At 71.6% G+C, this 24,551-nt stretch carries 20 protein-coding genes; 16 read left to right on the plus strand and 4 right to left on the minus strand.

Annotated features, from left to right (window positions below; translation table 11 throughout):
* Nucleotides 1-149 precede the first annotated feature (149 nt).
* From IE247_RS27355 to IE247_RS27370, 4 genes are all read right to left on the minus strand, one after another.
* Nucleotides 150-2,561 carry a transglutaminase TgpA family protein gene (locus IE247_RS27355; protein ID WP_190125975.1) on the minus strand — a complete coding sequence of 804 codons (2,412 nt, stop codon included), beginning with the start codon at nucleotides 2,559-2,561 and terminating at the stop codon, nucleotides 150-152.
* Complete coding sequence (locus IE247_RS27360) at nucleotides 2,558-3,973, minus strand: DUF58 domain-containing protein (RefSeq protein ID WP_190125976.1); 1,416 nt, start codon at nucleotides 3,971-3,973, stop codon at nucleotides 2,558-2,560. The genes IE247_RS27355 and IE247_RS27360 overlap by 4 nt, the downstream gene beginning before the upstream one ends.
* Nucleotides 3,973-5,016, minus strand: coding sequence for an AAA family ATPase (locus tag IE247_RS27365; RefSeq protein WP_190125977.1), 1,044 nt, complete (start codon nucleotides 5,014-5,016; stop codon nucleotides 3,973-3,975). The genes IE247_RS27360 and IE247_RS27365 overlap by 1 nt, the downstream gene beginning before the upstream one ends.
* Nucleotides 5,017-5,231: 215 nt before the next feature.
* Nucleotides 5,232-5,777 carry a beta-class carbonic anhydrase gene (locus tag IE247_RS27370; RefSeq protein WP_229869377.1) on the minus strand — a complete coding sequence of 182 codons (546 nt, stop codon included), beginning with the start codon at nucleotides 5,775-5,777 and terminating at the stop codon, nucleotides 5,232-5,234.
* A gap of 333 nt (nucleotides 5,778-6,110) precedes the next feature.
* Here IE247_RS27370 and rsmH point away from each other — a divergent pair, with 333 nt between their 5' ends.
* From rsmH to IE247_RS27450, 16 genes are all read left to right on the plus strand, one after another.
* Nucleotides 6,111-7,067 (plus strand): 16S rRNA (cytosine(1402)-N(4))-methyltransferase RsmH, encoded by a 957-nt coding sequence (gene rsmH / locus IE247_RS27375; protein ID WP_190125978.1) that lies wholly within the window; start codon nucleotides 6,111-6,113, stop codon nucleotides 7,065-7,067.
* The gene (gene ftsL, locus IE247_RS27380) at nucleotides 7,064-7,702 is read left to right on the plus strand and encodes a cell division protein FtsL (protein ID WP_229869378.1); all 639 of its coding nucleotides are present in this window, start codon (nucleotides 7,064-7,066) and stop codon (nucleotides 7,700-7,702) included. Before rsmH ends, ftsL begins: the two co-directional genes overlap by 4 nt.
* 4 nt (nucleotides 7,703-7,706) lie before the next feature.
* Nucleotides 7,707-9,665 carry a peptidoglycan D,D-transpeptidase FtsI family protein gene (locus IE247_RS27385; RefSeq protein ID WP_190125979.1) on the plus strand — a complete coding sequence of 653 codons (1,959 nt, stop codon included), beginning with the start codon at nucleotides 7,707-7,709 and terminating at the stop codon, nucleotides 9,663-9,665.
* A gap of 261 nt (nucleotides 9,666-9,926) precedes the next feature.
* Nucleotides 9,927-11,513 carry a UDP-N-acetylmuramoyl-L-alanyl-D-glutamate--2,6-diaminopimelate ligase gene (locus IE247_RS27390; RefSeq protein WP_229869379.1) on the plus strand — a complete coding sequence of 529 codons (1,587 nt, stop codon included), beginning with the start codon at nucleotides 9,927-9,929 and terminating at the stop codon, nucleotides 11,511-11,513.
* Nucleotides 11,514-11,517: 4 nt separating this feature from the next.
* Complete coding sequence (locus IE247_RS27395) at nucleotides 11,518-12,948, plus strand: UDP-N-acetylmuramoyl-tripeptide--D-alanyl-D-alanine ligase (protein ID WP_190125981.1); 1,431 nt, start codon at nucleotides 11,518-11,520, stop codon at nucleotides 12,946-12,948.
* Nucleotides 12,945-14,015 (plus strand): phospho-N-acetylmuramoyl-pentapeptide-transferase, encoded by a 1,071-nt coding sequence (mraY, locus tag IE247_RS27400; protein WP_190125982.1) that lies wholly within the window; start codon nucleotides 12,945-12,947, stop codon nucleotides 14,013-14,015. Before IE247_RS27395 ends, mraY begins: the two co-directional genes overlap by 4 nt.
* A gap of 38 nt (nucleotides 14,016-14,053) precedes the next feature.
* Nucleotides 14,054-15,484, plus strand: coding sequence for a UDP-N-acetylmuramoyl-L-alanine--D-glutamate ligase (gene murD / locus IE247_RS27405; RefSeq protein ID WP_190125983.1), 1,431 nt, complete (start codon nucleotides 14,054-14,056; stop codon nucleotides 15,482-15,484).
* Between the two features lie 282 nt (nucleotides 15,485-15,766).
* The gene (gene ftsW, locus IE247_RS27410) at nucleotides 15,767-17,122 is read left to right on the plus strand and encodes a putative lipid II flippase FtsW (protein ID WP_190126060.1); all 1,356 of its coding nucleotides are present in this window, start codon (nucleotides 15,767-15,769) and stop codon (nucleotides 17,120-17,122) included.
* Nucleotides 17,123-17,128: 6 nt separating this feature from the next.
* Nucleotides 17,129-18,223, plus strand: a complete 1,095-nt coding sequence (murG, locus tag IE247_RS27415; protein ID WP_190125984.1) for an undecaprenyldiphospho-muramoylpentapeptide beta-N-acetylglucosaminyltransferase — start codon at nucleotides 17,129-17,131, stop codon at nucleotides 18,221-18,223.
* Between the two features lie 61 nt (nucleotides 18,224-18,284).
* Nucleotides 18,285-19,094 (plus strand): cell division protein FtsQ/DivIB, encoded by an 810-nt coding sequence (locus IE247_RS27420; protein WP_190125985.1) that lies wholly within the window; start codon nucleotides 18,285-18,287, stop codon nucleotides 19,092-19,094.
* Between the two features lie 275 nt (nucleotides 19,095-19,369).
* Entirely contained in the window at nucleotides 19,370-20,566 is a 1,197-nt protein-coding gene (gene ftsZ, locus IE247_RS27425) for a cell division protein FtsZ (protein WP_190125986.1), read from the plus strand.
* The gene (gene pgeF, locus IE247_RS27430; RefSeq protein ID WP_190125987.1) at nucleotides 20,563-21,348 is read left to right on the plus strand and encodes a peptidoglycan editing factor PgeF; all 786 of its coding nucleotides are present in this window, start codon (nucleotides 20,563-20,565) and stop codon (nucleotides 21,346-21,348) included. Before ftsZ ends, pgeF begins: the two co-directional genes overlap by 4 nt.
* A gap of 107 nt (nucleotides 21,349-21,455) precedes the next feature.
* Nucleotides 21,456-22,133, plus strand: a complete 678-nt coding sequence (locus tag IE247_RS27435; RefSeq protein ID WP_229869387.1) for a YggS family pyridoxal phosphate-dependent enzyme — start codon at nucleotides 21,456-21,458, stop codon at nucleotides 22,131-22,133.
* A 124-nt stretch (nucleotides 22,134-22,257) separates the two neighbouring features.
* Entirely contained in the window at nucleotides 22,258-22,875 is a 618-nt protein-coding gene (locus IE247_RS27440) for a cell division protein SepF (RefSeq protein WP_190125989.1), read from the plus strand.
* Between the two features lie 66 nt (nucleotides 22,876-22,941).
* Entirely contained in the window at nucleotides 22,942-23,232 is a 291-nt protein-coding gene (locus IE247_RS27445; RefSeq protein ID WP_190125990.1) for a YggT family protein, read from the plus strand.
* Between the two features lie 64 nt (nucleotides 23,233-23,296).
* Nucleotides 23,297-24,475 (plus strand): DivIVA domain-containing protein, encoded by a 1,179-nt coding sequence (locus IE247_RS27450; RefSeq protein WP_190125991.1) that lies wholly within the window; start codon nucleotides 23,297-23,299, stop codon nucleotides 24,473-24,475.
* Nucleotides 24,476-24,551 lie beyond the last annotated feature (76 nt).

Genomic DNA, 24,551 nt, shown 5'->3' on the forward strand with positions numbered 1-24,551 from the left:
GAAGGGAACACCCTCGCGCCGAACACCGTGAGCCTCACCGGCCACAGGGGTTCGGCGCTCCGTGTTTCATGCCGCGGCGGGCTGTGCTCGCGAGACGGCTGTGGGGCCGATGCTCAGAGCGTCGGCCCCACAGCCGCTCTCGTGTCGGATCAGCCCTGCCGGCCTGCCGTGCCGGGCCGCAGCGCCGCCCATCGCTCCCGGCTCCAGCGGCTCCACCGGTCGGTGAACGCCGCCCACCAAGCGGATCCCGCCCAGATCACCCGGACGGCCGAACGCGGCAGCAGCAGTGCCCGCAGCCGTGCCCTGCGGCCCGCTCCGGCCCGCAGACCGCCCCGGACCGTCCTGGCGTCCTCGGCGAGCCCGGCGATCGGCCCGGGCCGGGCCGCGTAGAGCACCTGCTCGACCGCGCCGGCGACCCGGTGCGCGGCGGCGGACGCCGCGCCGTCCAGCTCGCCCAGCTCCACGATCCGGTCGGCGGTCCGGCGCGGGGTCAGCGAGTCGTCCGGCACGATGCCGTGGTCCCAGGCCGTGTCCAGCACCTCCCGCCAGGCCGCCAGCGCCCGTGCCCTGACGTCCTCGGGCGTACGCCCCGACGAGCCCAGTCGGCGCGCGGTCACCCGCCGCCGCCACAGCAGCGGCAGCAGGAACAGCAGCACGGCCGCCGCCGCGCCCAGACCGATCAGCAGCACTGTCCCCAGCGAGCCGTCCGAGCCCGTGGCCGCGGTCTCCTCGGTCGGGACCGCGGGGCCGCACTCATTGAGCCGCCGCAGCTCGGGCGGGCAGCTGTCCGAGGCGGTCGGAGCCGCCGACGGCTGGTCGGATGCGGTCTCGGTGGGCTCCGCCGGGTCGCTCGGGCCGCCCGCCACGACGTCCTCCAGCGTGTGGTCCGGCTGGGTGCCCCGGCTCGGCGTCGGCTCGAAGCGGGTCCAGCCGACGCCCTCGAAGTACAGCTCCGGCCAGGCGTGCGCGTCCTTCGTGGTCACCGACATGGTGCCGTCGCCCCGCGCGGTGCCCGGGGTGAAGCCCACCGCGACCCGCGCCGGTATGCCCAGTGTCCGGGCCATCGCGGCCATCGAGAAGGAGAAGTGGATGCAGAAGCCCTGCTTCTGCCGGAGGAAGCGCGAGATGGCGTGGACGCCCGTACCGGAATCGACCTCGGTGTCGTAGACGAAGCCGCCGTCCTCGGCGAACCACTTCTGGAGCCTCACCGCCCGCTCGTGGTCGTTCTTCGCGCCCTTGGTGACCCGCTCCGCCGTCCGCTTGACCACGGAGGGAAGACTCTCCGGCAGCTCGGTGTACTCGCGCAGCACATCGGCGGGCGCGGGCGGCGCGCTCGCCAGCTGCTCGGGCGTCGGCTTCACCGCGAGGCTGGAGACGCTGTACTTCGCGCCCCGGGAGTCCTCGCCCCGATACCCGACCAGGGTCCGCCCGGCGGGCTCGAACCGCCAGCGCCCGCCGATCCGCACCTGGGTCGCCGGGTAGGGCAGCGGCAGCCAGCTCTGCCGGTAGTAGTCGGCGGCCGTGATGGTCGTCCTGACCGGCTCGGTGGCCACCGCGGTGCTCAGCCCCTCCGGCTGGGGGAGCCGGTCCGGCACCTCCGTGACATCACGGTCCGACGACTTCCAGGTCGTCCCGTCGAATCTGTCCAGCGCCACTATCCGGAGATAGAAGTCGTCGGTGTCCTTCGCGTCGGTCCGGTAGCGCAGCACCTCACGGCTGTCGGGCTGATTCAGGCTGTCCCGCAGGGACACCAGCGGATTCACCGCGGAGATCGTGCCCCCGCCGCCGCCCGAGCCGGCCCCCGACGCGCCGCCCACCCCCTTCAGCAGCCCGCCGTCCAGCGCGGGCAGCGCGGCGGGCACCGCGAGCGCCACACCCAGCGCCAGCACCCCGATGCGCCGCCCCGACCGGAGCGAGGCCCGCGGACCCGCGCCGGGCGCGTTCGCCGGGCGCGGCAGGGCCGAGGGCGAGCCGAACACCCTGCCCCACCGGGAGAGCCGGTCCCGGCCCTCCGCCAGCAGAAGCAGCAGATAGCCGCCCGCGGCCACCAGGAACCAGAACCAGTCCGCCTCGCCGCCCGCCAGACCGGCCGCCACCGAGTACAGCGCGAGCAGCGGCAGACCCGCCGGCGCGGCACTGCGGAAGGTGACCGCGATCCCGTCCACCATGAGCCCGATCAGCAGCACCCCGCCGACCACCATCAGCGAGATGCCGTCCGACAGCGGGGCCGGAATGGCGTACTTCCCGATGTCCTCGCCGCCCGCGGACAGCAGCTCGGCGAACCGCTGGAACGCCTCGGGCCCCGGCACCAGCCCGAGCACCGCGTACTCCCGGGCGAAGACCCAGGTCAGCAGCGCCAGGGTGACAAGGGCCTGCACCAGCACCGTCAGCGGCCCGGCGAGCGACGTCCGCCGGGCCAGGGCTCCCGCACCGCTCTGGATCCCCAGCAGGAACGCCGCCTGCACCAGCCAGCCGACGCCGCTGATCAGCGGCAGCATCGCGCAGGCCGCCATCAGTGTGGCGGCGTAGGCGCACAGGGCCAGCCGCACCCGGCCACTCATGATCCACCCCCACTGTTCGTACCCGCTCTCCCGACGCCGCCGGCCGCGCCGCCCGAGGGCTCGCCGCGCCGGCTGTCGGCCTGCTGCCACAGCGCGGGCAGCGAGGCCCCCGGGGGGACGGCCAGCGCCGTCCAGCCCGCCTCGCGCAGCACTCTCAGCCGGTCCTCGACGTGACCGGTCCCACCGCCGGCCCAGGTCTCGCTGTCCATCACAAAGGCCACCGCCGCGCCGCTGCGCCGGTGCATCCGCGCCACCAGCGCCGCCTGCTTCTCGTCCAGATCGCCGAAGAAGGCGATCAGCAGCCCCTCCTCACCCGTGCGCAGCACTTCGTGGGCGCGGGTGAGGCCGTATCCGTCGGAGTGGTCCACCATCGCGAGGGCGTCCATCATCAGCCCGGCGGAGTCCGCCGCGTCCTGGGGCGTGCCCGGGGAATCCTCCCCGCCGGTGCCGGGCACCGAGGTTCCGGTGTCGGTCAGCAGCCGGACCGCGAAGCCCCGCTCGGCGATGTGGACCAGGGTGGACGCCGCACCCGAGACGGCCCACTCGAAGGCCGAGTCCGGGCCCACCCCGTGGTAGGCGACGGCCCGGGTGTCGAGCAGCACCGTGCACCGGGCCCGGCGCGGCTGCTCCTCGCGCCGCACCATCAGCTCGCCGTGGCGCGCGGTGGAGCGCCAGTGCACCCGGCGCAGATCGTCGCCGTAGCGGTAGGCGCGCGGGATCACGTCGTCGTCCCCGGCCAGCGCCAGCGAGCGGCGGCGGCCGTCCCCGTACCCCGAGGCGTCGCCCGTCAGCCGGACGGGCGGCAGCGACTCGGTCCGGGGTATCACCGTCAGGGTGTCGAAGTCGCTGAAGGAACGGGTCAGCTCGCACATGCCGAACGGATCGCTCAGCCTCAGCTGGAGCGGCCCGAGCGGATAGCACCCGCGCAGATCCGAACGGACCCGGTAGGACACCTCGCGCCGCCCGCCCGCCTCCATCCGGTCGAGCACGAACCGGGGCCGGGGCCCGAGCACATAGGGCACATGGTCCTGGAGCATCAGCAGCCCGGTGGGCATCCGCGAGACATTGTCCATCCGCAGATGCACCCGCGCCTCGGACCCGGCGGGCACCCGCGCGGGAGTGAGCCGTCTGCTCCCGGCGACCCGGTAGCGGGTGCGGTAGAGCACGATCACGCTCATCAGCGGCAGCACCGCCAGCAGCAGCCCCACCCTCAGCAGATCGCTCTGCCCCAGCACATAGGCGCACACCGCCGCCGCCGCTCCGGCGGCGAGGAACGAACGGCCCCGGGTGGTCAGTCCGCCCAGGGCGGCCCGCAGCCCGGCCGGATTCCCGCCCCTGCCGCTCTTCCCGCTCTTCCCGTCCTTTCCGCCCTTCTCGCCGTCCGCCGCGGCCGGCCGCCCCCCGGCGGACATCACAGCCGCCGTGCGCCGGGCCGCTGCCCGTAGACCTGCTGGGCTCCGCGGGCCGCCCCGTAGGGGGCCTGCGAGCCCTCGGCGGTCGGGACCGGGGTCCGCTGGAGGATCTCCTGCACGATCTGCTCCGCCGTCCGCCGGTTGAGCTGGGCCTGCGCCGTCGGCAGCAGCCGGTGCGCCAGCACCTGCACCACCAGCGACTGGACATCGTCCGGCAGGGCGTAGTCCCGGCCGGACAGCGCGGCGGTCGCCTTCGCGGCGCGCAGCAGATGCAGGGTGGCGCGCGGCGAGGCGCCCAGCCTGAGATCGGGGTGGCTTCGGGTGGCGGACACCAGCTCCACCGCGTACCGCCGCACGGGCTCGGACACATGGACGTGCCGCACGGCGTCGATCAGCTTCACTATGTCGTCCGCGTGCGCCACCGCTTCGAGGTCGTCGAGCGGCGAGACGCCGCCGTGCACATCGAGCATCTGAAGCTCGGCCTCCGCGCTCGGGTAGCCGATGGAGACCCGGGCCATGAAGCGGTCGCGCTGTGCCTCGGGCAGCGGATAGGTGCCCTCCATCTCCACCGGGTTCTGCGTCGCCACCACCATGAACGGGCTCGGCAGCTCGTGCGTCGTGCCGTCCATGGTGACCTGGCGCTCCTCCATCGACTCCAGCAGCGCCGACTGGGTCTTGGGCGAGGCGCGGTTGATCTCGTCGCCGATCACGATCTGGGCGAAGATCGCGCCCGGCTTGAACTCGAACTCGCGCCGCTGCTGATCGAAGATCGACACACCGGTGATGTCGGACGGCAGCAGATCCGGTGTGAACTGGATGCGCCGCACCGAGCAGTCGATGGATCTCGCCAGCGCCTTGGCCAGCATGGTCTTCCCCACGCCGGGGACATCCTCGATGAGCAGATGTCCCTCGGCGAGGAGCACGGTCAGCGAAAGCCGTACGACCTCAGGCTTGCCCTCGATCACACTCTCCACCGACCTGCGGACGCGATCCGCTGTGGCGGTCAGATCTGTGAGGCTCGCTCGATTGTCATAGGTCGTCACCCGGCCCTCCTCGGCCCTTTCACACACGGGCCGAGTCTCCGAACGGCCCGGCCCACCCCGAATCACGCGCACCGGCCCCGGACAGTTCCGGAGCCGTGCCGTGTCATCGCATTGTTGTTGGCGTTCCGTGCCGTGTCACTCGCCTGTGGATAACCAAGGGGGACTTGCCGGGTTGGCGGGGATTTCTCCTGGTGTTCGATCGGCGGAGACGCCGATCAGCCCGTCGGGTCGATCTCCCGCAGCGCCCCCTGCTTCACATCGAAGACAAAGCCGCGCACATGGTCGGTGTGGAGCAGGAACGGCGAGGTCCGCACCCGCTGCATGGACTGCCGTACGTCCTGGTCGACGTCCCGGAAAGCCTCCACCGCCCACGGCGGACGCTGTCCCACCTCGTCCTCCAGCTCATGCCGGAAGTCCTCGGTCAGCGACTCCAGACCGCAGCCGGTGTGATGGATGAGGATCACGCTGCGGGTGCCCAGCGCCCGCTGGCTGATGGTGAGCGAGCGGATCACATCGTCGGTGACCACACCGCCCGCGTTGCGGATGGTGTGACAGTCGCCCAGCTCCAGGCCGAGCGCGTCATGGAGGTCGAGCCGCGCGTCCATGCAGGCGACCACGGCCACCCGCAGAACAGGACGCGCGTCCATCCCCGGGTCCTGGAACCCGGCCGCGTAGCGCCGGTTCGCCTCGACGAGACGATCGATGACCGTGTCACCCGCGAGCGCCGAGGCGTCGGGTGAGTGATGCGCGGAAGTCGTCATGGAGACGACGTTAATGTGCCCGACCCCGGCGGGCCTGCTGTGAGAGGGCACAAAGAACATCAACCCGGCTTGTTGTGAGGTAACCCACAAGGGTGCGGTCATGACGCCCGTTCGAGTGAAGCAACCGGCGTCCGCCCCGCCCCGCCACGCCGTCGGCCGGTTGATTGACCGGAAAGGCCGGTGCACTAAAGTGACGCGCAGTTCACTGAATCATCCTGCACGTTTCCAAGTTTTCCCCGCGTGTGCGGCGGTACGCACCGCGTGTGCGGCGTACGCACGGCACCGTCCCGCCTCCGCGCGGCCGGGCCCGCGCGCCGGACCTGAGAGGGCCCTTTGAGCAATACCCGACACGTCCCGGTGATGCTCCAGCGGTGCCTGGACCTCTTGGCCCCCGCCCTGCGGAGCCCGGGGTCGGTCGTCGTCGACTGCACCCTCGGGCTCGGCGGACACAGCGAGGCGCTGCTCACCCAGTTCCCCGACACCCGGCTGATCGCCCTGGACCGGGACAAGGAGGCGCTGCGCCTCTCCGGCGAGCGGCTCGCCCCCTTCGGCGACCGGGCCACCCTGGTCCACGCGGTCTACGACGAACTCCCCGACGTCCTCGCCAGACTCGGCGTCCCCCGGGTCCAGGGCGTCCTCTTCGACCTCGGCGTCTCCTCGATGCAGCTGGACGAGGCCGACCGGGGCTTCGCCTACGCCCAGGACGCCCCCCTGGACATGCGGATGGACCAGAGCACCGGCATCGGCGCGGCCGAGGTCCTCAACACCTACCCGCCGGGCGAGCTGGTACGGATCCTGCGGATGTACGGCGAGGAGAAGCAGGCCAAGCGGATCGTCTCCGCCGTCGTGCGCGAACGGGAGAAGGAACCCTTCACCAACAGCGCCCGGCTGGTGGAACTGATCCGCGACGCGCTGCCGCAGGCCGCCAAGCGCACCGGCGGCAACCCCGCCAAGCGCACCTTCCAGGCGCTGCGCATCGAGGTCAACGGCGAGCTGAGCGTGCTGGAGAAGGCGATCCCGGCGGCGGTCGGGGCGCTCGCGGTCGACGGCCGGATCGCCGTCCTCTCCTATCAGTCGCTGGAGGACCGGCTGGTCAAGCAGGTCTTCGCGGCGGGCGCGGCCGTCACCGCCCCGCCCGGGCTCCCCGTGGTGCCGGAGGAGTACCAGCCGCGGCTGAAACTGCTGACCAGGGGCGCGGAACTCCCGACCGACGAAGAGGTCGCCCAGAACCGCAGGGCCGCCCCCGCCCGGCTGAGGGGAGCACAGCGCATCCGGGAGGACGTGCGGTGAGCCCCGCGGCCAAGCAGCTCAAGGGGCGGGCCGCCCGGCTCGCCCGGCTGATGCCGGCGGGGCCCAGCTCCGCCGCCCGCACCCCCTTCGTGCTGCTGGTCGTGGTCCTGCTCGGCGGCGGGCTGATCACACTGCTGCTGCTGAACTCCTCGCTCAACGCGGGCTCCTTCGAACTGAGCGAGCTGAAGCGCGAGACCACCGAACTCACCGACGAACAGCAGGCGCTCCAGCGCGACGTCGACAGCGGACTGGCCCCCGACGCGCTGGAGCGCCGCGCCCGTGAGCTGGGCATGGTCCCCGGCGGGAACCCCGTCTTCCTGGATCCGGACGGCACCGTACAGGGCGAACCGGGCGAGGGCACGGCCTCGCCGTCGCCCGCCGCCGCGGCCCCTTCGCCGGGCGCCCCCGCCCCCACCGCGACCGCGGAACCCACGACCGCCGCGACGGGCACGGGCACCCTCAGCACGGGCACCCTCAGCACCGGCCCCGGCTCCGGCACCCTCAGCACCGGCACGACCGGTACCGGAAACACCGGTTCCGGTACGAGCGGCACCGCCGGCTCCCCGACGACGGGAACCGGGATCCCGGGCCCCGCCCCCGCGCCCGACCAGTCCTCGACGCCCACCGGCAGGTGACCCAGTGCCACCCAAGGAACGATCCGCGCGGCCCTCGGGACGTCCCGCCCCGCCCCGGGGCCGCGTCCCCGGCCCCGCCCGCCGGCCGCCCGCCCGCCCCGGGGCCCGCGGACCCAAGCCCCCGCCGCTGCGCCTGGGCAGCCCCCGCCCCCGGCTGCGCCTGGTCAGCCTCGGTCTGACCCTGGTGATGCTGGCCTTCGTCGTACGACTGCTCCAGGTGCAGGCCGTCGACGCCGACGCCTACGCCGCCAAGGCGCAGAAGCACCGCTACATGAGCGTGGTGCTCGCCGCCGAGCGCGGCGAGATCACCGACCGGACCGGCACCGCGCTCGCCACCAGCGTCGACGCGTACGACATCACGGCCGACCCGAAGCTCTTCACCCCCGAGGAGAGCAAGTCCCCGAACGCCCCCGAACAGGCCGCCGCCCTCCTCGCGCCCATCCTCGGCAAGGACGCGGGCGACATCGCCGAGCAGCTCGCCACCCCGAACTCCCGCTACACCGTGCTCGCCCGCCGCCAGACCCCCCAGGTCTGGAAGCAGATCAAGGACCTCAAGGGCGTCTTCGCCGAGAAGGCCAGGACCGACCGGGCCAGGGGCGGCCCCGGCGCGAACGTCCTCGCGGGCGTGCTCAACGAGTCCAGCAGCAAGCGCGTCTATCCGAACGCCGACCTCGCCGCCGGGATACTGGGTTATGTCAACGCCGAGGGCCGGGGCGGCGGCGGCGTCGAGTCCATGCTCGACAAGACGCTCGCGGGCAAGGACGGCGAGATCACCTACGCCCAGTCCGGCGGCCGCCGCGTCCCCACCGCCGACGGCACCCGCGAGACCCCGGCCGTGCCCGGCTCCGACGTCGAGCTGACCATCGACCGCGACATCCAGTGGGCCGCCCAGCGCGCGATCAGCGAGCAGGTCGGCAAGTCCAAGGCCGACCGCGGCTATGTGATAGTCCAGGACACCCGCACCGGCGAGGTGCTCGCCATGGCCAACGCGCCCGGCTTTGACCCCAACGACATCTCCCGCGCCGACGCGACCGCCATGGGCAACGCCGCGCTCCAGGACGCCTTCGAGCCGGGCTCCACCGCCAAGGTGATGTCGATGGCCGCCGTCCTGGAGGAGAAGGCCGCCAACCCCGGCACCCATGTCGTCGTCCCCAACCGGCTGCACCGGGGCGACCGGCTGTTCAAGGACGACATCGACCACCCCACCTGGTACCTGACGCTCAACGGCGTACTCGCCAAGTCCAGCAACATCGGCACCATCCTCGCCACCGGACAGCTCGGCAAGACCCAGCCCGAGGCGAACAAGGTGCTCCACTCCTATCTGCGGAAGTTCGGCATCGGCAGCCCCAGCGGGCTCGGCTACCCGGGAGAGACCCCCGGCATCCTCGCCCGCCCCGACAAGTGGTCCACCTCGCAGCAGTACACGATCCCCTTCGGCCAGGGGCTCTCCATCAACGCCATGCAGGCCGCCTCCGTCTACCAGACCATCGCCAACGGCGGCGTACGCGTGGAACCCACCCTGGTCCGCGGCACCAGGGGCCCCGACGGGGAGTTCACCCCCGCCCCCGAGCCCCAGCGGACCCGGGTGGTCAGCGAGGAGACCGCCACGACGCTCTCCACCATGCTGGAGTCCGTCGTCGGCAGCGAGGAGGGCACCGGCACCAAGGCCCGGATCCCCGGCTACCGCGTCGCGGGCAAGACCGGCACCGCCAACCGCGTCGACCCGGAACTCGGCCGCTACCGCGGCTACACCGCCTCCTTCGCCGGATTCGCCCCCTCCGACGAACCCCGGATCACCGTCTACTGCGCCATCCAGAACCCGACCAAGGGCAGCTACTTCGGCGGCCAGATCTGCGGTCCCGTATACCAGCAGGTCATGCGGTTCGCGCTGAAGTCCCTCCAGGTCCCGCCGACCGGCAACGCCCCGGCCAGGCTCCCCGTCACGTTCAAGCCCGGCGGATGAGGGGCCGGACCCGAACGCACGACACCACACCCACGCACGACATCGAGCGACCGGCGGGGCGCGCGGCCGACGGCCGGAGCACGACCCGTCCGGGAACGACCCGAGGAACCACCAGTGACAACGATCACCCCCGATTCGGGGAACCACCGCCCCACCCCGCCCGCACCCTCCCACAGGGCTCCTTCGGCCCCGGCGGAGCACGCCCCGGACACCACCCCCTCTTTTGGCTCCGGGCCGGGTACGCCCGGTACGCTCACCGCCGTGCCACACGCTGATCAGTACCGAACCGCCCCGCAGGACGTCCCCGCGAAGCAGCAGGGAGCGCCTCGTCCGGACCGGCCCCACCCGACCCCGCTGGGGGACCTGGCCGCCCGGCTGGGGGTGAGGAACCCCGCCGCGGACGGGGCGACGGTCACCGGCATCACCCACGACTCGCGGGCGGTACGCCCGGGCGACGTCTACGCGGCCCTCCCCGGCGCCCGCCTCCACGGGGCCGACTTCGTGGCCCAGGCGGCCGGCCTCGGGGCCGCCGCCGTCCTCACCGACCCCGCGGGCGCCGAGCGCGCCGCCGCGACCGGGCTGCCGGTCCTCGTCACCGAGGACCCGCGCGGCCGCATGGGCGAACTCGCCGCCGAGATCTACGGGCGGCCCGGCGAGCGGCTGCTCCAGATCGGCATCACCGGCACCTCCGGCAAGACCACCACCGCCTATCTCATGGAGGGCGGCCTCCGGGCGGCCGGCCGCACCACCGGCCTCATCGGCACGGTCGAGACGCGGATCGGCGAGGAGAGCCTCAAGTCGGAGCGCACCACCCCCGAGGCCACCGACCTCCAGGCCCTCTTCGCCGTGATGAACGAGCGGGGCGTCGAGGCCGTCGCCATGGAGGTCTCCAGCCACGCCCTGGTCCTCGGCCGGGTCGACGGCTGCGTCTTCGACATCGCCGTCTTCAACAACCTCAGCCCGGAGCACATGGAGTTCCACTCCGGCATGGAGGACTACTTCCAGGCGAAGGCCCAGCTCTTCACCCCCGCCCGCAGCCGTCGCGGCGTCGTCAACCTCGACGACGCCTACGGCCGCAGGCTCGCCGCGGAGGCCTCCGTACCGGTCGTCACCTTCTCCGCCGAGGGCCACCCGGACGCCGACTGGCGCGCCGAGGAGGTGGAAGTGGGCTCCCAGGGCTCCGCCTTCACCGTCGTCGGCCCCGCCGGCGAGCGGGTGAGCGCCCGGGCCCCGCTGCCCGGCCCCTTCAACGTCGCCAACACCCTGGCCGCCGTCGTCACCCTCGCCGTCGCCGGAGTCGCCCCGCAGACCGCCGCCGACGGCGTCGCCGCGGTCCCCGGCGTCCCGGGCCGGCTGGAGCGGGTGGACGAGGGACAGCCGTACCTCGCCGTGGTCGACTACGCCCACAAGACCGACGCCGTCGAATCGGTGCTGCGCTCGCTGCGCAAGGTCACCAAGGGCCGGGTGCACATCGTCCTCGGCTGCGGCGGCGACCGCGACACCACAAAGCGCGGCCCGATGGGCGCTGCGGCCGCCCGCCTCGCCGACACCGCCGTGCTGACCTCCGACAACCCGCGCTCGGAGGACCCCCTCGCCATCCTCGCCGCCATGCTCGCGGGCGCCGCCGAGGTCCCGGTCCACGAGCGCGGCGACGTACTGGTGGAGGCCGACAGGGCCGCCGCCGTCCGGGCCGCCGTCGCCCGCGCCGAGCCCGGCGACACCGTGCTCATCGCCGGAAAGGGGCACGAGCAGGGCCAGGACATCGCCGGGGTGGTCCGCCCCTTCGACGACCGCCAGGTACTGCGCGAAGCCATTCGCGCGTCCCTTCACCCGAAACCCCAGGGATGACCCAGTGATCGCCCTCTCCCTCGCCGAGATCGCCGAAATCGTCGGCGGGCAGCCCCACGACATACCGGATCCCACGGTGCGCGTCACCGGCCCCGTGGTCACCGACTCCCGCGAGATCCGGCCGGGCGCGCTCTTCACCGCCTTCGCGGGCGAACGCGCCGACGGCCACGACTTCGCCGTGCGCGCGGTCGCCGACGGCGCGGTCGCCGTGCTGGCCACCCGCCCCGTCGGCGTGCCCGCGATCGTCGTCGACGACGTCACCGCCGCCCTCGGGGCGCTCGCCCGCGAAGTGGTCGAACGCCTCGGTGCGACCACCGTCGCCCTCACCGGATCCGCCGGGAAGACCAGCACCAAGGACCTGATCGCACAGCTCCTGGAGCGCAAGGGCCCCACCGTCTACCCGGCGGGCAACCTCAACAACGAGATCGGACTGCCGCTCACCGCGCTGCGGGCCGACGAGAGCACCGAGCACCTCGTGCTGGAGATGGGCGCGCGCTACGTCGGCGACATCCGCTATCTCACCGGCCTGGTACCGCCGCGAATCGGCCTGGTCCTCAATGTCGGCACCGCCCACGTCGGCGAGTTCGGGAGCCGCGAGCGGATCGCCGAGGCCAAGGGCGAGATGGTCGAGGCCCTGCCCGAGGACGGCGTCGCGGTCCTCAACGCCGACGACCCCCTCGTACGCGCCATGGCCTCGCGCACCAAGGCCCGGGTGACCTACTTCGGCGAGTCCCCGGACGCCGACATCCGTGCCGAGAATGTCCGGCTCACCCAGCAAGGTCAGCCCGCCTTCACGCTTCACACCCCTACCGGGTGCGGCGATGTGACCATGCGGCTGTACGGTGAGCATCACGTGTCGAACGCGCTCGCCGCGACCGCCGTCGCCCATGAGCTGGGCATGTCCGCCGACGAGATCGCCCTGGCGCTCTCCGAGGCCGGCACCCTCTCCCGCTGGCGCATGGAGGTCACCGAGCGTTCGGACGGCGTGACGATCGTCAACGACGCCTACAACGCGAACCCCGAGTCCATGAGGGCGGCGCTGCGCGCGCTGGCCGCCATGGGCCAGGGAGCGCAGTCCCGGGGGGGACGAACGTGGGCGGTGCTCGGCCTGATGGCCGAGCTCGGTGACGAAGCGCTCGCCGAGCACGACGCCGTCGGACGGCTCGCCGTCCGGCTCAACGTCAGCAAGCTCGTCGCAGTCGGGGGCAGGGAAGCGTCCTGGCTGCGACTGGGCGCATATAACGAGGGTTCGTGGGGTGAGGAGTCGGTGCACGTGTCCGACGCACGGGCGGCGATCGACCTGTTGCGCAGTGAACTGCGTCCGGGAGACGTCGTGCTGGTGAAGGCTTCGAGATCGGTGGGGCTCGAACAGGTCGCGCAGGCCCTGCTCGACGACACGAGCGCGCCTTCGGATGGGCGGGGTGCCGGCCGATGAGGCAGATCCTCTTCGCGGGAGCCATCGGGCTCTTCCTGACGCTCATTGGCACGCCGCTGCTGATCAAACTCCTGGCCCGCAAGGGATACGGGCAGTTCATCCGGGACGACGGCCCGCGCACCCACGGCAGTAAGAAGGGCACGCCCACCATGGGCGGCATCTCCTTCATCCTCGCCACCCTGATCGCCTACGCGCTCGCCAAGGTGATCACTGGCGAGAAGCCGACCATCTCGGGGCTCCTGGTCCTCTTCCTGATGGCCGGCATGGGTGTGGTCGGCTTCCTGGACGACTACATCAAGATCGTCAAGCAGCGTTCGCTCGGTCTGCGGGCCAAGGCGAAGATGGCGGGACAGCTCATCGTCGGCATCGCCTTCGCGGTGCTGTCCCTCCAGTTCGCCGATCAGAGGGACCTCACTCCGGCCTCCACCAAACTGTCGTTCATCACGGACTTCGGCTGGTCGATCGGCCCGGTGCTCTTCGTGATCTGGGCGCTCTTCATGATTCTCGCCATGTCCAACGGCGTGAATCTGACAGACGGTCTGGACGGCCTCGCCACCGGCGCGTCGGTGATGGTCTTCGGCGCGTACACCTTCATCGGCCTCTGGCAGTTCCAGGAGTCCTGCGCCAGCGCCGCCCAGCTGACCAACCCGGCGGCCTGTTTCGAGGTACGGGACCCCCTCGACCTCGCGGTGGTGGCCTCCGCCCTCATGGGAGCCTGCTTCGGCTTCCTCTGGTGGAACACCTCGCCCGCCAAGATCTTCATGGGCGACACCGGCTCGCTCGCCCTCGGCGGCGCGCTCGCCGGTCTGGCCATCTGCTCCCGCACCGAACTGCTGCTGGCGCTCCTCGGCGGACTCTTCGTCCTCATCACCATGTCCGTCGTGATCCAGGTCGGCTCCTTCAAGATGACCGGCAAGCGGGTCTTCCGCATGGCGCCGCTCCAGCACCACTTCGAACTCAAGGGGTGGTCCGAAGTCCTTGTGGTGGTCCGGTTCTGGATCATCCAGGGCATGTGCGTCATCGTGGGCCTGGGGCTCTTCTACGCGGGCTGGGCCGCGGCCAAGTAAGCGGGAAGTGAGCGACGAGTGAGTACGGAGCGGTGCGAGTGAGTACGGAGCAGTGGCGGGGCAAGCGGGTCACCGTGGCCGGTCTCGGAGTCTCCGGGATCCCCGCGGCGAAGGTTCTGCACGGTCTGGGCGCGCTGGTCACCGTCGTCAACGACGGCGACGACGAGCGCTCCCGGACCCAGGCGGCCGAGCTGCGGGCGCTGGGCGTCACGGTGCGCCTCGGCGACGGGGCCACCCTGCCCGAGGGCGCCGAACTCGTCGTCACCACCCCCGGCTGGCAGCCGGACAAGCCCCTCTTCAAGGCCGCCGCCGAGGCGGGCGTGGAGGTCTGGGGCGATGTGGAGCTGGCCTGGCGGCTCCGTGAGAGCCGCCCCGGCCGGACCCCGGCCCCCTGGCTCGCGGTCACCGGCACCAACGGCAAGACCACCACCGTGCGCATGCTCGCCGCGATCCTTCAAGCGGCGGGCCTGCGCACGGCCGCCGTCGGCAACATCGGCGTCTCGCTGCTGGACGCCGTACTCGGCGACGAGGAGTACGACGTACTTGCCGTCGAACTCTCCAGCTACCAGCTCCACTGGTCGCCCTCGCTCCGCGCCCACTCCGCCGCCGTGCTCAACCTCGCGCCGGACCACATCGACTGGCACGGCTCCATGGCGGCCTACACCGCCGACAAGGGCCGGGTCTACGAGGGCAACACCGTCGCCTGCGTCTACAACGCCGCCGACCCCGCCACCGAGGACCTGGTGCGCGAGGCCGACGTCGAGGAGGGCTGCCGGGCGATCGGCTTCACCCTCGGCACCCCCGGCCCCTCTCAGCTCGGCGTCGTGGACGGCATCCTGGTCGACCGCGCCTTCGTCGAGAACCGCCGGGAGCACGCCCAGGAGCTGGCCGAGGTCGCGGACGTCGACCCGCCGGCCCCGCACAACATCGCCAACGCCCTCGCGGCGGCGGCCCTGGCCCGCGCCTACGGCGTCCCCGCCGCGGCGGTCCGCGACGGGCTGCGCGCCTTCCGGCCCGATCCGCACCGGATCGAGAAGGTCGCCGACATCGCCGAGGTCGCCTACGTCGACGACTCCAAGGCCACCAACACCCACGCCGCCGAGGCCTCCCTCGCCGCCTACGACCCCATCGTGTGGATCGCGGGCGGACTCGCCAAGGGCGCGTCCTTCGACGAGCTGGTGCGGAAGTCGGCGAAGCGGCTCCGCGGGGCCGTGCTGATCGGCGCGGACCGTGCGCTGATCAGGGAAGCGCTCGCGCGACACGCCCCGCAGGTCCCGGTCGTGGACCTCGACCGGACCGACACTGGGGCGATGCCGGCGGCGGTCGCGGAGGCGGCCCGGCTCGCCCGGCCCGGGGACACGGTCCTGCTGGCCCCGGCCTGCGCCTCGATGGACATGTTCGTCAATTACAACAAGCGGGGCGAGGCGTTCGCGGAGGCCGTTCGCGCACTCGCCGACGAGCGCGCCTGACCGGCCCCGTCCGCCACGCCGTGCCGGGCGCCCGGGGAACGGCCCCGGGACCCCGGCACACCTCGGGCACGACTGGAGGGGACAGCGTCCATGCCGGCCGATGACACCACCGCCGCCACGGGAGAGGGCCGTACCCGGTCCGCGTTCCCGGCTGCCCGCGCCGACAACACCGTACGGACACCCGCCCGTACGGCACGGACACCCGCCCGTACCGCGCGGGAGCTGGCCGAACACCTCGCCGGGCGGGCCCGGGCCCTCGTCCCGGCTCCCGCCCTCGCGGGCATGGCCCCGGCCCCGGCGCACCGCCCCGGACTCGCTCTGCGCGCGGCGGGCCCGGCGCGCGGCGGCCGGGCCCCGGCCCGGGGCACGGGCCGCGCCCCCGCCTCCTCAGGACCGCCGCGCGGCCGCGGTCTGCGCCGGGCGTACGAACGGGTCCGCAGGGCCTGGGACCGCCCGCTGACCGCGTACTACGTCATCCTCGGCAGCGCGATGCTGATCACCGTGCTCGGGCTGGTGATGGTCTACTCCGCCTCGATGATCAAGGCGCTGTCGCTCTCCCTCCCCGGCTCCTACTTCTTCCGCAAGCAGTTCCTCGCCGCCGTCATCGGCACCGGACTGCTGCTGCTCGCCTCCCGGCTGCCCTCCCGGCTGCACCGCGCCCTGGCCTATCCGCTGCTGACGGTGACCGTCTTCCTGATGATCCTCGTCCAGATCCCCGGGATAGGGGAATCGGTCGGCGGCAACCAGAACTGGCTCTCCCTCGGCGGCCCCTTCCAGCTCCAGCCCAGCGAGTTCGGCAAACTCGCCCTGATCCTGTGGGGGGCGGACCTGCTCGCCCGCAAACAGGACAGAAGACTGCTGAACCAGTGGAAACACATGCTGGTCCCGCTCGTCCCGGTCGCCTTCATGCTCCTCGGCCTGATCATGCTCGGCGGCGACATGGGCACCGCGATCATCCTCACGGCCATCCTCTTCGGACTGCTCTGGCTCGCCGGAGCCCCCACCCGGCTCTTCGCCGGGGTGCTCTCCGTCGCTGCGCTGGTGGGCTTCATGCTCATCAGGACCAGCGAGAACCGGATGTCACGGCTGATGTGCGTCGGAGCCATCGATCTCGGTCCCAAGGGCGAATGCTGGCAGGCCGTCCATGGAATCTACGCTCTGGCCTCCGGCGGATGGTTTGGATCCGGACTGGGTGCCAGTGTGGAAAAATGGGGTCAACTCCCCGAACCCCACACCGATTTCATCTTCGCCATCGCCGGTGAGGAACTGGGGTTGGCGGGGACGCTGTCGGTGCTCGCCCTCTTCGCGGCTCTAGGCTATGCGGGTATCCGCGTGGCCGGACGCACGGAGGACCCCTTCGTGAGGTACGCGGCGGGAGGTGTGACCACCTGGATCATGGCCCAGGCCATGGTCAACATCGGTGCGGTGCTCGGTCTGCTGCCGATCGCCGGTGTGCCGCTCCCGCTGTTCTCCTACGGAGGGTCGGCCCTGCTGCCGTCCATGTTCGCGATCGGACTGCTGATCGCCTTCGCGCGAGAGGATCCCGCCGCGAAGGCGGCCCTGGCCATGCGGAGGCCAGGGGTGAGATGGAAGACGATGAGACGGCGCGTCAAGAAGCGTCCGTCCGGAGAGCGGTGAATTTCGGTGCATGTCGTACTCGCCGGTGGGGGGACCGCCGGCCACATCGAGCCCGCGCTCGCCCTCGCGGACGCCCTGCGCAGGCAGGACCCCACCGTGGGGATCACGGCCCTCGGCACGGAACGCGGACTGGAGACCAGACTCGTCCCCGAACGCGGCTACGAGCTGGCCCTCATCCCCGCCGTCCCACTGCCCCGCAAGCCGACCCCGGAGCTGATCACCGTCCCGGGACGGCTGCGCGGCACCATCAAGGCCGCCGAGCAGATCCTGGAGCGCACCAAGGCGGACTGCGTCGTCGGCTTCGGCGGCTATGTGGCCCTGCCCGGCTATCTCGCCGCCAAGCGGCGCGGAGTGCCGATCGTGGTCCACGAGGCCAACGCCCGCCCCGGGCTCGCCAACAAGATCGGATCCCGGTACGCCGCCGGAGTGGCCGTCGCCACCCCCGACAGCAAGCTGCGCAACTCCCGCTACATCGGCATCCCGCTGCGCTACACCATCGCCACCCTCGACCGCGCCCGAGTGCGCCCCGAGGCGCGCGCCGCGTTCGGGCTCGACCCCAATCTGCCCACCCTGCTGGTCTCCGGCGGCTCCCAGGGAGCGCGCCGGCTCAATGAGGTCGTCCAGCAGGCCGCGCCCGCGCTCCAGCGCTCCGGCATCCAGATCCTGCACGCGGTCGGCCCCAAGAACGAACTGCCGCATGTGGACAACATGCCCGGAATGCCGCCGTACATCCCGGTACCGTATGTGGACCGGATGGACCTCGCCTACGCGGCCGCCGACATGATGCTCTGCCGCGCGGGCGCGATGACCGTCGCCGAACTCTCCGCCGTCGGGCTGCCCGCCGCCTATGTCCCGCTGCCCATCGGCAACGGCGAACAGCGGCTCAACGCCCAGCCGGTGGTCAAGGCCGGCGGCGGACTGCTGGTCGACGACGCCGAACTGACGCCCCAGTGGGTCCAGGCCAATGTCCTGCCGGTGCTCGCCGATCCGCACAGGCTGTACGAGATGTCCCGCGCGGCCGCCGAATTCGGCCGCAGGGACGCCGACGACCTGCTGGTCGGCATGGTGTACGAGGCGATCGCGGCACGCCGGCAGGCGTGAGGCGGCGCGGTCCGGGGGAGTCCCGGACCGCGGGGCGCCGCTGACGGAAGGAGACCGGAGCGTGGCCGGACCCACCACCGCCGAACGCGGGGCGCGCACCCCCTCACGCCGTCCGCGAGGGGCCTCCGGTCCGCCCTCCGGCGCATCGGACGGACGCCGCTTCCCGCGCCTTCCCGGCCGTCGCGTCCTGCTGATCGCCCTGGCGGTCGCGGCGCTCCTGGGGGGCGCGCTCTGGGCCCTCTACGGGTCCTCCTGGCTGCGCGTGGAGCGGGTGCGGGTCACCGGCACGGACGTCCTGACGCACCGGCAGGTGACCGGGGCCGCCGGGGTGCCCATGGGCGCGCCGGTGGTCTCCGTCGACACGGACGGCATCGAGGACCGGCTGCGCACCCGGCTGCCCCGCGTCGACTCGGTGGAGGTGTCGCGGTCCTGGCCGAGCGGCGTCACCCTGCGGGTGACCGAGCGAAAGCCCGTGCTGCTCCTGGGGAAGGGCGAGCGGTTCATCGAAGTGGACGCCGGGGGCCATCGGTTCGCCACGGTGGACAAAGCACCCAAAGGCATCCCGCTGCTCGAACTGGAGGTGGACGACTCCCCGAGTCTGCGCCGGTTCGACCTGGACCGGCTGACCGAGGAGGCGGTACGCGTCCGGAGCGAGCTGCCCGCGAAGGTCGCGGCGGACGCGCGTACCGTCGCGGTCCGTTCATACGACTACATTGTGGTGGAGTTGACCGGGAGGCGAACCGTTCTCTGGGGCAGCCCCGAGGACGGCGAGGCCAAGTCCCGGGCGCTCACCGCGCTGATGAAAGCCGCGCCGAAGGCCCGGCACTTCGATGTGAGCGCACCCACCGCCCCTGCGGCGTCCGCGAGTTGACTCGCGAATGCCCTGGCCGGGGCCCTGGCTGGTCAGCGCAATGGCTGATCACATAGGGTGAAAAGAAAAACGGGAGGTTCGGCGTGTTCGTTGAACACGCGCCACTTGCCGACTTAGTGTCCTGTCCGGAGAGTCCAACGAACAGACACACTGGTAACCCTAAACTTCAACGTTAGGGTTCGGGTCGGCGTTTCGGACCGTCCCATCGGCATCCGTCGTCATGGCGCGCAGACCGCGCGGTGACGACACGTATCTCGAGGCGAGAGGCCTTCGACGTGGCAGCACCGCAGAACTACCTCGCAGTCATCAAGGTCATCGGTGTCGGCGGCGGTGGTGTCAATGCCATCAACCGAATGATCGAGGTCGGCCTCAAGGGCGTCGAGTTCATCGCCATCAACACCGATGCTCAGGCACTGTTGATGAGCGACGCCGACGTCAAGCTCGACGTCGGCAGGGAACTCACCAGGGGCCTCGGCGCCGGAGCCAACCCGGCCGTCGGCCGCAAGGCGGCAGAGGACCACCGTGAGGAGATCGAGGAGGTCCTCAAGGGGGCCGACATGGTCTTCGTCACCGCCGGAGAGGGCGGCGGCACCGGCACCGGCGGCGCGCCCGTCGTGGCCAACATCGCCCGCTCGCTGGGCGCGCTGACGATCGGCGTGGTCACCCGCCCGTTCACCTTCGAGGGCCGCCGTCGCGCCAACCAGGCGGAGGACGGCATCGCCGAGCTCCGCGAAGAGGTCGACACCCTCATCGTCATCCCCAACGACCGACTGCTGTCCATCTCGGACCGCCAGGTCAGCGTGCTGGACGCGTTCAAGTCCGCCGACCAGGTGCTGCTCTCGGGCGTCCAGGGCATCACCGATCTGATCACCACACCGGGTCTGATCAACCTCGACTTCGCCGACGTCAAGTCCGTGATGTCCGAGGCCGGATCCGCTCTCATGGGCATCGGCTCGGCCCGCGGCGACGACCGCGCGGTGGCCGCCGCCGAGATGGCGATCTCCTCGCCGCTGCTGGAGGCGTCCATCGACGGGGCGCGCGGAGTGCTGCTCTCCATCTCGGGCGGCTCCGACCTGGGGCTCTTCGAGATCAATGAGGCGGCCCAGCTGGTCAGCGAGGCGGCGCACCCCGAGGCCAACATCATCTTCGGTGCCGTCATCGACGACGCCCTCGGCGACGAGGTCAGGGTCACGGTCATCGCGGCCGGGTTCGACGGCGGACAGCCGCCGGCCCGCCGGGACACCGTCCTCGGCTCGGCCTCCGGCAAGCGCGAGGAGCCGCAGGCTCCGCCCGCCCGCGCCGAGAGCCCGCGCCAGACCGGCGGCCTCGGCACGGTGCCGGTCCGCGAGGAGCCCAAGCCCGAGCCCGCCCCGCTCTCGAACGACCACTCCTCGTCCGCCCAGGTTCCCCCGGCCCGTCCCTACGCGGACACCTCGGTCGAAGAGCTGGATGTACCGGACTTCTTGAAGTGACCGTGGGGCACGACGCGATACACGCGAACGGCGCGCACTTCGCCTTCACCGACCGGTGGGGCGGGGTGAGCGCCGTTCCGTACGAGGAGCTGAATCTCGGCGGCGCGGTCGGCGACGAGCCCGGGGCCGTACGCGCCAACCGGGCGATCGCCGCCCGGGCGCTGGGCATCGACCCGGAGCTGGTGGTCTGGATGAACCAGGTCCACGGCAAGGATGTCGCCCGGGTCGAAGGACCCTGGGGAGAAGCGGCCGTTCCCTCGGTGGACGCGCTGGTCACCGCCCGGCGCGGGCTCGCCCTCGCGGTGCTGACCGCCGACTGCGTCCCGGTCCTGCTGGCCGATCCGGTCGCCGGAGTGGTGGCCGCCGCCCACGCGGGCCGGCCCGGCATGGCCGCCGGAATCGTCCCGGAGACGGTCGCCGCGATGGTCTCGGCCGGCGCCCGGCCGGACCGGATCATGGCCCGCACCGGCCCCGCGGTCTGCGGCCGGTGCTACGAAGTCCCCGAGAAGATGCGGGCGGAGGTGGCCGCGGTCGAACCGGCCGCCTGGTCCGAGACCAGTTGGGGCACCCCGGCGGTCGACGTCGTCGCCGGGGTCCACGCCCAGCTCGCCGCCGCCGGGGTGCGCGACCGGAGGGCCTCCCGGTTCTGCACCCTGGAATCCAAGGACCACTACTCGTACCGCCGCGACCGCACCACCGGGCGGCTCGCCGGATATGTCTGGCTGGCACCGCTCTCCGGGGAGACGGAAGCCCCTTCCCCCGCAGAAGAGAGCGCAGCATGACGGAGCACGACGCCACCGGTCGGAACGCCGCCGGTCGGAATGCCGACGATCGGAACGCCGGCGACCTCGCGGCCCGGCGCGCCGAACTGGCCGCGAATCTGGCGCTCGTGGAGGAACGTATCGCCTCCGCCTGCGCCGCCTCCGGCCGCGCGCGCGAAGAGGTGACGCTCATCGTCGTCACCAAGACCTACCCCGCGAGCGACGTCCGCCTTCTGCATGAACTCGGTGTGAGGAATGTCGCCGAGAACCGCGACCAGGACGCCGCTCCGAAGGCCGCCGAATGCGCCGATCTCGATCTGAAATGGCACTTTGTCGGTCAGCTTCAGACCAATAAAGTCCGTTCCGTGGTTGGTTATGCCGATGTGGTGCAGTCGATCGATCGGATGAAACTTGTCACGGCACTCTCCGCCGCGGCCGTCCGCGCCGGCCGGGAGCTGGGCTGCCTGATCCAGGTCGCGCTGGACGCGGACGCCGGCGCACGCGGGGAGCGCGGCGGGGTCGCACCGGACGGAATCGGTGAACTGGCCGCCGCGATTGACGCCGCGTCAGGGCTGCGTCTCGACGGGCTGATGACCGTCGCGCCCCTCGCCGGAGCGTACGCGGGACGGCAACGGGACGCGTTCGAGCGGCTGATGGAATTCTCATCCGGCCTGCGCGTCGGGCATCCTGCTGCCAACATGGTCTCGGCGGGGATGAGCTCGGACCTTGAGGAAGCCGTGGCGGCGGGGGCGACACATGTGCGCGTCGGCACTGCGGTACTCGGAGTCCGTCCCCGGCTCGGGTAACGTCGCCAAGAAGTCGGACCACAGCAGAAAATATGGTCATTACCGCAGCAAAGCGGGCAGACCCAGTGGATCGCGGGCACTTGGTGACAAAGGCCGATCCACCACAGAGCGGAGGACTCAGAGCATGGCCGGCGCGATGCGCAAGATGGCGGTCTACCTCGGCCTCGTGGAGGACGATGGGTACGACGGCCGGGGTTTTGACCCCGACGACGACTTCGAACCCGAGCCGGAGCCCGAGCGGGAACACCGCCGGCACCAGCCCCCGCATCAGGTCGAACGTGAGGAACCGGTACGGGCGGTGCAGCCGCCGCCGCAGCGCGAGCCGATGTCCGTTCCCGCTTCGCTACCCGCAGAAAACGGACGTCCGGCGCGAATCGCCCCCGTGGCGTCCATCACACCTGAACGTCCGAGCCTGGAGAAGAACGCGCCGGTGATCATGCCCAAGGTCGTGTCCGAGCGGGAGCCCTACCGCATCACCACATTGCACCCCCGGACCTACAACGAGGCCCGTACCATCGGGGAACACTTCCGCGAGGGGACTCCGGTGATCATGAATCTGACCGAGATGGACGACACCGACGCAAAGCGACTTGTCGACTTTGCCGCGGGACTTGTCTTCGGTCTGCATGGCAGCATTGAGCGGGTGACACAGAAGGTGTTCCTGTTGTCGCCTGCTAACGTCGATGTCACGGCGGAGGACAAGGCCCGTATCGCAGAGGGCGGTTTCTTCAACCAGAGCTGAGAAGCATCACACCGGGACGACCCGGCCGCACGGCCGGACCACGAGAGCACAGGGGAGAAGCGCGGGATGGGCGTCGCACTACAGGTGGTCTACATCGCGCTGTTGTGTTTCCTCGTCGTGCTGATTTTCCGGCTGGTCATGGACTATGTCTTCCAGTTCGCCCGTTCATGGCAACCCGGTAAGGCGATGGTGGTCGTCCTTGAGGCCACCTACACTGTCACCGATCCACCGCTCAAGCTTCTTCGGCGGTTCATCCCGCCGTTGCGTCTCGGGGGCGTGGCACTCGACCTGTCCTTCTTCGTTCTGATGATCATCGTCTACATCCTGCTCAATATCGTGGGTCGCTTCGCGAGATGAGGGAGGGAACTGTGGACGATACGGTCTTGCCGACTGCCGACGACTACGTAGAGGTGAAGAAGAGATGCCGCTGACTCCTGAGGACGTGCGGAACAAGCAGTTCACGACCGTCCGCCTCCGAGAAGGCTATGACGAGGACGAGGTCGATGCCTTCCTCGACGAGGTCGAGTCTGAATTGACCCGTTTGCTCCGCGAGAACGAGGATCTGCGGGCCAAGTTGGCCGCCGCTACTCGTGCGGCCGCGCAGAACCAGCAACAGCAGGGCATGCGCAAACCCCCGGAGCCGCAGGACGGCCGCGGGGGACCGGGCGCACCGGTGCCCGCCGCCATATCGGGCCCCCCCGTCCAGCAGCAGCAGCCCCCGCAGATGGGTCCCCCCCAGCTGCCCGGTGGAGCTCCTCAGCTGCCGGCGGGTCCCAGCCACGGCAACCCCATGGGCGGCCCCGGTGGCAACATGCAGGGCGGTCCGATGCAGGGCGGCAACATGCAGGGCGGCCCCATGGGCGGTCCCATGCAGGGCGGCAACATGCAGGGCGGTCCCATGGGCGGCCCGATGCAGGGCGGCAACATGCAGGGCGGCCCGATGGGCGGCCACGGTCAGCAGATGCAGCAGCCCGCTCAGGGCCCCGGCGGCGACAGCGCCGCCCGAGTCCTCTCGCTGGCTCAGCAGACCGCCGACCAGGCGATCGCGGAGGCCCGTTCCGAGGCCAACAAGATCGTCGGCGAGGCTCGTTCGCGCGCCGAGGGCCTGGAGCGGGACGCCCGCGCCAAGGCCGACGCGCTGGAGCGGGACGCGCAGGAGAAGCACCGCGTCGCGATGGGCTCCCTGGAGTCCGCGCGCGCCACGCTGGAGCGCAAGGTCGAGGACCTGCGGGGCTTCGAGCGTGAGTACCGCACCAGGCTGAAGTCGTACCTGGAGAGCCAGCTGCGTCAGCTGGAGACTCAGGCCGACGACTCGCTGGCCCCGCCGCGCACCCCGTCGGCGGCCTCCCTGCCGCCGTCCCCGTCGATGGCGTCCGCGGGCGCCCCCTCGATGGGTCACGCGATGGGCGGCGCTCCGTCGATGGGCCAGTCCATGGGCGGCAACCCGCCGATGGGCGGCGGTCCTTCGTACGGCGGCCAGCAGCAGATGTCTCCGGCGATGACCCAGCCGATGGCTCCGGTCAGGCCGCAGGCTCCGCAGCCGATGCAGCAGGCGCCCGCGCCGATGCGCGGTTTCCTGATCGACGAGGACGACAACTGAGCGGTACGCGCGCGCTGAAGTGAGCGCGTAGCCGTCGGCAGACATGGGGCCGGGCCCGGGACGAATGTCCTGGGCC

The organism is Streptomyces inusitatus (assembly GCF_014651115.1).
GTDB lineage: Bacteria > Actinomycetota > Actinomycetes > Streptomycetales > Streptomycetaceae > Streptomyces > Streptomyces amakusaensis.